Genomic DNA, 7500 nt, shown 5'->3' with positions numbered 1-7500 from the left:
AGCCGAGCCTTGAGGATGACCGGAACGATCTGGAAAGATCGGCCATAGCGGGTGACAGCCCCGTACGGGAAGTCCGATGGGACGTATCAAGTAGGGCGGGACACGTGAAATCCTGTCTGAAGACCGGGGGACCACCCCCGAAGGCTAAGTACTCCTTGCTGACCGATAGCGAACCAGTACCGTGAGGGAAAGGTGAAAAGCACCCCGACGAGGGGAGTGAAACAGTTTCTGAAACCGGACGCCTACAAGCAGTCGGAGGGGCCTCGAGCCCTGACGGCGTACCTTTTGTATAATGGGTCAACGACTTGGTCTGTCTGGCAAGCTTAAGCCGTTAGGTGTAGGCGCAGCGAAAGCGAGTGTTAAATGCGCGTTTTAGTCAGACGGATCAGACCCGAAACCAGATGATCTAGGCATGAGCAGGATGAAGGTTGGGTAACACCAACTGGAGGTCCGAACCCACACCTGTTGAAAAAGGTCGGGATGACTTGTGCCTAGGGGTGAAAGGCCAATCAAATCTGGAGATAGCTGGTTCTCCGCGAAAGCTATTTAGGTAGCGCCTCGGACGTATCCTCCTGGGGGTAGAGCACTGCATGGATGATGGGGGCCCACAGCCTTACTGAGTCTAAGCAAACTCCGAATACCAGGAAGGACTATCCGGGAGACACACGGCGGGTGCTAACGTCCGTCGTGGAGAGGGAAACAACCCTGACCAACAGCTAAGGCCCCCAATTCGTGGCTAAGTGGGAAAGCATGTGAGACTTCCAAAACAACCAGGAGGTTGGCTTAGAAGCAGCCATCCTTTAAAGATAGCGTAACAGCTCACTGGTCTAATCAAGAGGTCTTGCGGCGAAGATGTAACGGGGCTCAAGCCACGAGCCGAAGCTTTGGATGTGCATTTATGCACGTGGTAGCGGAGCGTTCTGTGATATAGGACGCTGCCTCTTTTGCATCCTCGCGATGCAGCGGAGGCAATGTTCTGACTGTGAAGCCGGGGCGTGAGCCATCCGGTGGAGTGATCAGAAGCGAGAATGTTGACATGAGTAGCGACAAACAGGGTGAGAGACCCTGTCGCCGAAAGTCCAAGGGTTCCTGCTTAAAGCTAATCTGAGCAGGGTGAGCCGGCCCCTAAGGCGAGGCCGAAAGGCGTAGTCGATGGGAACCAGGTTAATAGTCCTGGGCCAGGAGATGGTGACGGATCGCAGGTGTAGTTCCTCCTTATCGGATTGGAGGGGCTGCTGAGCGGTTCCTGGAAACAGCCCTCCACAAGACCGTACCCGAAACCGACACAGGTGGACTGGTAGAGAATACCAAGGCGCTTGAGAGAACCACATTTAAGGAACTCGGCAAAATACCTCCGTAAGTTCGCGAGAAGGAGGCCCGATTGGTGCGCAAGCATCGGTCGGGGGCACAAACCAGGGGGTGGCGACTGTTTACTAAAAACACAGGGCTCTGCGAAGCCGCAAGGCGACGTATAGGGTCTGACGCCTGCCCGGTGCCGGAAGGTTAAAAGGAGAGGTGCAAGCCTTGAATTGAAGCCCCGGTAAACGGCGGCCGTAACTATAACGGTCCTAAGGTAGCGAAATTCCTTGTCGGGTAAGTTCCGACCTGCACGAATGGCGTAACGACTTCCCCGCTGTCTCAAATGTGGACTCAGCGAAATTGAATTGTCTGTGAAGATGCAGACTTCCCGCGGTTAGACGGAAAGACCCCATGCACCTTTACTACAACTTCGCACTGGCATCAGGATTGCGATGTGCAGGATAGGCGGTAGGCTTTGAAGCGGGGACGCCAGTTCCCGTGGAGCCGTCCTTGAGATACCGCCCTTCGCTGTTCTGATGTCTAACCGCGGCCCGTTATCCGGGTCCGGGACCCTGCGTGGTGGGTAGTTTGACTGGGGCGGTCGCCTCCCAAACAGTAACGGAGGCGCGCGAAGGTTGGCTCAGAGCGGTCGGAAATCGCTCGTTGAGTGCAATGGCAGAAGCCAGCCTGACTGCAAGACTGACAAGTCGAGCAGAGTCGAAAGACGGCCATAGTGATCCGGTGGTCCCGAGTGGAAGGGCCATCGCTCAACGGATAAAAGGTACGCTGGGGATAACAGGCTGATGATGCCCAAGAGTCCATATCGACGGCATCGTTTGGCACCTCGATGTCGGCTCATCTCATCCTGGGGCTGGAGCAGGTCCCAAGGGTATGGCTGTTCGCCATTTAAAGAGGTACGTGAGCTGGGTTTAGAACGTCGTGAGACAGTTCGGTCCCTATCTGCCGTGGGTGTTGGAGACTTGAGAGGAGTTGCCCCTAGTACGAGAGGACCGGGGTGAACGTTCCACTGGTGGACCTGTTGTCGTGCCAACGGCAGTGCAGGGTAGCTATGAACGGACAGGATAAACGCTGAAGGCATCTAAGCGTGAAGCCCCCCTCAAAACAAGGTCTCCCTTGAGAGCCGTGGAAGACCACCACGTCGATAGGCCGGAGGTGTAAGCGTGGCAACACGTTCAGCTGACCGGTACTAATGGCTCGATAGGCTTGATTTGATCCGGAAGAAGGCAGACTAGACCTTCTCCCAAAAGCATCCTTGGACAACATCCCGCCCGCCCCACAACAAACGGGGCGGCGGAACGCTGAGCGTGTCTTTCCCGGTCTGGTGGCCCTAGCGCGAGCAAAACACCCGATCCCATCCCGAACTCGGCCGTTAAGTGCCGCTGCGCCGATGGTACTGCGTCTCAAGACGTGGGAGAGTAGGTCACCGCCAGACCTGGAAAGACACGCATCTCTCTGAAACGATACCCGCCGATCCAGGACACCACTGTCGCGGGGTAGAGCAGCCCGGTAGCTCGTCAGGCTCATAACCTGAAGGCCGCAGGTTCAAATCCTGCCCCCGCAACCATAGTCACTTGCCCCGAACGCCCGCCCCTAAGGCGGGCGTCGGCATGTGCGGCACACCGATCTCCGCACAGCGCCAGGATCGCGCCCAACTCCCCATGAAGATCGATCCCCTGCGTCTCCGTCTCGGGGTGGATGACGACCTTGTCGATCAGCCCACGCAGGATCATCGCTGCCTCACCACGCGTGTCGTCGGCGTTCAGCGCCGTGCTCAGCGCCGCCACCTTATTCTCGTATACCGCGGCAAGGCCGGGATGGATGACGATGGGAGACGGCTGTTCGGTTCGGGACAGGGCTGCTTCGATCGCGACGCGCTCGGCTTCGAGCACGTCCATCTTCGCCTTCATGGAGGGGCTATAAATCCCGTCGGTGATCGCGGTGATGATGCTGTCGATGCCTTTCTTGACACGGGAGTGGCGGCGTTCGAGATCGGCCCGCTCCGCTAGGGCCTCCTGTCGCCCCCGCTGCACCTCGCGCTGAAACTCCTCGATAAACCGGCGCAGCAGGTCCGGTCTCATCAGGCGCTCCCTCAGGTCGGAAAGCACCCGCTCCTCCACCTCTTCCCGCCCGATCGTGCGGCGGTTGGTGCAGGTGCCCTTGTTGCGGGCCGTTGAGCAGCCCAGCCGCGACTTGCTGATCATTGAATAGCCGCCCCCGCAACAGCCGCAACGGATCAGGTCAGACAGCAGATGGCGGGGCCTGCGGCCACGTTCGATGCCCGGCGCTTCGGGGTTCTCGGCACGGCTTTCGAAGATCTCCTCGCGGGTCGCCTGCTGGCAGGCCTTCACCCTCCTCCAGAGAGACTGGTCGACAATGGCCAGGTGTGGCAGTTCCTCGACAATCCAGTCCTCGGGCGGGTTCAGCCGCGAGACCCGCTTTCCGGTGGCGGGATCCTTGCGGTAGTGCAGCCGGTTCCAGACCAGCTTGCCGACATAGAGTTCGTTGTTGAGGATCCCCGTTCCGCGCTTCCAGTTGCCGCCGATGGTAGAAGCGCTCCAGGTGCCGCTGCTGCGGCCCGAAGCGGGTGATCGGATGCCCTCGGCGTTCAGCGTGATCGCGATGGTGCGGGCACTCTTGCCCGCCGCGTAGTCGCGAAAGATCCGCCGCACGATCGCGGCTTCCGCCTCGTGGATGACCCTATCGCCCGCCGTCAGGCTGCCATCGGGCAGCGCCTGGCGATTAACCTTGTAGCCATAACCGATGCCGCCGGCGGACTTGCCGTCCCGCACCCGGCCTTCTAGCCCCCGATGGGTCTTCTGGGCGAGGTGTTTGATGTAGAGGGCCGCCATCGTGCCGCCGAGGCCGACATGCATCTCGTTGATCTCGCCCTCGGTCTTGGTGACGATGCGGATGCCCTGGAAGCTCATCTGCTTGTGAAAGCCGGCGATGTGCTCCTGGTCGCGCGAGAAGCGGTCCAAGGCCTCGGCCACCACAACATCGAAGGTGTCCTCCATCGCGGCCTGTCGCAGCCCCTGAAATCCGGGACGCAAGTCGAAGGATCCGCTGATCGCCCGATCCTGGAACGTCTCGATAACGATCCAGCCATTCTCCGCGCAGAGCTTGCGGCAGAGCCGCAGCTGGTCCTCGATCGAGGCGTCGCGCTGCAGGTCGGAGGAATAGCGGGCGTAGAGGGCCGCCCGGACAGGCGATGATGCTTTGAATGTCACGGCGTGTCCTCTCTGTCTTTGGCGGATTGGGCCAGATACGCCCGAGCCGCCTGCCGGGCGAGGAGGCGGACAAGGGCGTTAAGGCCTTTATGATGGGGTTCCCGGGCCGCGTAATCAATGTCCACGTCACTGTCACGCCGCTGATCAGCCCGGCGGGTTGACGGTGATAGGTCTGGCTTGGAGGGCGTTCTGGACATCGCGATTGACCTGAACGGAAAGGTCCGTGCAATCTGAAGCAGAGTTCGCAACCGGCTTGGGAAACAAATCGGCCGTTTGACGTGAGCCAGGTCGAGGGTCCCTTTGGAAGACAAAATCCAGCAGCTGCGGGATGAAGCCCGTGAACTCTACATCGCGCAATGCGAAGACGCACCGGATGACCAGGACGTCCCTGTTGCCGAATACGCGCCGGCTCTCTTGCTGATTGATGTGGATCGACGCAGGAGCGATCCGGGGCTTGTTCCGGATGAGGTCTGGCACCGCGTCCGCCGACGAAGATTCAGAATGGAAATCGAAGTTACAGCGGATGAGCTTACCAAACTGACCTCTGTCCCGCAGTGGGTTCGAAGGCAGATCAGCGACTATGGTTATGGCGTCATGACCTTGCCGCTTCTTGAAATCGTTCTTTTTCCCCGCGGACGGCGACAGCTGTCATGGACGGAACGGCGCATCCGTGATGCCTTGCGTTTGTGGACGTATGCGCTCTTTCCCAGCCTCAGTGACTATGTAACTGGTGGCTCGAAGCATAACGAAGCGGAGGTCTACCGTTGGCTTGCAGAGCATGCGCCGAACCTTTCAGCACTGGCAAAGAACTCTCATGCCGGGCGGAAGAATGGTGGCACCACGGGTCAGGCGGGTGATCAGGAAGAGCATCCGGAGTTGTGGACCTACATTCCGGCCCTAATGGATGAAGGCCGCAAACTTTCGATGCACTTCCCGGACGAGCCTCATCCCAGATCGGGTGAAGACCTCCGATGGAAGGTCAAGTCGATCTCCGACAGCTACATTCGTCGACTAGCGACAAGGGATCCAAAGATCCGCGACTTGGCCATGATGAGAACCCATGTCATCGACACCCTTGCGAAGGCCAAACGTATCTCAGAGCAGGTGATGGCTGAGCGTGTTCCGCTGATGGCTGACTACGGCCCGGCCATGGGCCAACTTCTGAACCTCAGAGCGCATCATACTCTGAAGAATCCTGATCAATACGGAAAGCGGGTGCTTGCCCTGGCCTCCAAGGTGCTCAGGTCTCAGATGCATGAAGCATATGTCCAGCCTCCGACATTGCCTCCTGCAGACCGTTTATCCGCTCGCGATCTCGCGACCTTGGCGTTCTTGTGCGATGTCGATCCCTATGTAATGTGCGCGGGGCATATGCTCTACAACAATGAGATCGCGGCGATGCGCACCTTGGGGCGTCTGCTCAGGGGCACGCAGTCGGAAATCAGCCAACAAGAACGGGAGACTTTCGACTCACTAAGCACGGTGAGGCGAAACCGGCACGAAGCGGGGCGCCCCATCGAGACTGAAGTCGAGCAGATTGCGGAAGCATTCACCGAGCTTCCTGAGATGCTGCTCTTCGAGCTACATCAGGTCGAAGGTTAGGTGAATCGACCTAAGTTTCGCCCGGGCCGGCGGTGGACGCGTCTTGAGCGATGAAGCGGCGGCACTAGCTGTTGAGACTTTAATAGTTCTTCATTGCCGGCTCACCTCGCGTTGGCGCCATGGGCACGGCGCCGCATGCTATCGCCAGCAGAGACGGTAAACGGGATTACGGTCGGTGCCGGAAACGTTGACGCCGTTGGTCCTGCTGAGCGCGGGTTGGCACGAACCTTGATCGATCCCTTCCCGGCTCATGTGGCGGCGAACCCATCAAGCAGCCTCGGACCGGGCTTTGCCAGATCGGTCAAGCCGGACATTTTGATGCCGGGCAGCCGAGAGCACATGGCCTGTGTCGGCAATCACGGGCACATTGACATCCGTCCGGCACAAGCTTCGCGCGGAGCAGGTCTCAAGGTTGCGGCGCCGCCAAGGGTTGGTCGCGAGAATCTTGACGGTTATTCGAATGGAACCAGCGCAGCAGCGGCGCTTGCGTCGCGGACGTGTCACCGCATCCACGATGCGCTCGAGTCTGCCTACGGGGATGCGTTTCTGCGCTTGCCGCCCATACAGCGCGCAGTCCTCCTGAAGGCCCTTTTGGTCCATCCTGCGCAATGGCCAAGGGATACCGCCGAACTCATCAAGAGAACCCTTGGCCCGATTGGTCGCGGCCAAGCATCCAAGCAAAAGGATAACATTCGGCGCTTCCTAGGCTACGGCTATGTCGATGCTGAGGACGCGGTTGCGTGTGCCGCGGATCGGGCGACGTTTTTCGCGACAGGGCTTCTGGGAGCTAATCGCATCGCAAGCATCGACGTGCCGGTTCCTGTGGCAATCGGTGGTAAGGCGCGCCCGCACAACTTGTCAGCGACCGTGGCGTGGTTTTCGCCGGTTCTGCCAGGCCGGAAGAGTTACCGCAGCTGTCGCCTGAAGATCCTTACGCCGACCGAGATAGAGGCGCTCTCTGTCTCTGGTGATAGTTGGCATCCGGACGAAAACCAGAGTAATCGCGGAACCGTCAGTTCACGCCGCTGGTATGGGACAAATGCGCCGGTCGTCGTGCCTAACATGACAATCCCCCTCGTCGTGCAACGCGACCCTGATCAAGGCGCACCAGTTGATGAGGAGATACCCTTTGGTTTAGCCGTGACGATTTCAATGCTGGGTGAGATGGAGATCTACGACGAGGTGCGTGCTCGCATCGCTCCTCAAGTTCAAGCGCGTTCGGCTGACGGCATTTAAGTTTAGAACATTGCACCGAAAAATCACTTAGAACATCTAACAAAACCGTTTGATCTGGTTTAGGCAGATGAGGGCGCAGCCGAGGATCACGAAAGCCTCGTGGATGTCGGCGCGC

General features: G+C 59.1%; 3 protein-coding genes, 1 tRNA gene, 2 rRNA genes and 1 pseudogene (1 of these 7 only partly in view). 6 read left to right on the top strand and 1 reads right to left on the bottom strand.

The features are described from left to right. From J0F76_RS05090 to J0F76_RS20860, 4 genes are all read left to right on the top strand, one after another. Nucleotides 1-2531 (top strand): 23S ribosomal RNA (locus J0F76_RS05090); it begins 308 nt to the left of the window's first position. Nucleotides 2532-2637: 106 nt separating this feature from the next. Further along, nucleotides 2638-2752: ribosomal RNA gene (gene rrf / locus J0F76_RS05085) — 5S ribosomal RNA — on the top strand. Between the two features lie 55 nt (nt 2753-2807). Next, nucleotides 2808-2884, top strand: a tRNA-Met gene (locus tag J0F76_RS05080). 94 nt (nt 2885-2978) lie between these two features. Further along, a complete protein-coding gene (locus J0F76_RS20860) occupies nt 2979-3326 on the top strand; it encodes a hypothetical protein (RefSeq protein ID WP_242690002.1) in 348 nt (115 codons plus the stop codon). A 93-nt stretch (nt 3327-3419) separates the two neighbouring features. Here J0F76_RS20860 and J0F76_RS20855 read toward each other — a convergent pair. Beyond that, nucleotides 3420-4547: pseudogene (locus tag J0F76_RS20855) on the bottom strand (recombinase family protein); the annotation flags it as partial. A gap of 300 nt (nt 4548-4847) precedes the next feature. Here J0F76_RS20855 and J0F76_RS05070 point away from each other — a divergent pair. Then, entirely contained in the window at nt 4848-6149 is a 1302-nt protein-coding gene (locus tag J0F76_RS05070; RefSeq protein WP_207466425.1) for a hypothetical protein, read from the top strand. A 135-nt stretch (nt 6150-6284) separates the two neighbouring features. Then, nucleotides 6285-7385, top strand: a complete 1101-nt coding sequence (locus tag J0F76_RS05065; protein WP_207466424.1) for a S8 family serine peptidase — start codon at nt 6285-6287, stop codon at nt 7383-7385. The last annotated feature ends 115 nt before the right edge of the window (nt 7386-7500 follow it).

This window comes from Paracoccus fontiphilus (assembly GCF_017356265.1).
GTDB lineage: Bacteria > Pseudomonadota > Alphaproteobacteria > Rhodobacterales > Rhodobacteraceae > Paracoccus > Paracoccus fontiphilus.
This window is presented reverse-complemented; position numbering and strand designations above follow the sequence as displayed.

Bases quoted from the DNA above. Each gene is read 5' to 3' on its own strand.
- J0F76_RS20860 (WP_242690002.1), top strand. From the start codon at position 2,979: ATGAAGATCGATCCCCTGCGTCTCCGTCTCGGGGTGGATGACGACCTT.
- J0F76_RS05065 (WP_207466424.1), top strand. From the start codon at position 6,285: ATGCTATCGCCAGCAGAGACGGTAAACGGGATTACGGTCGGTGCCGGA.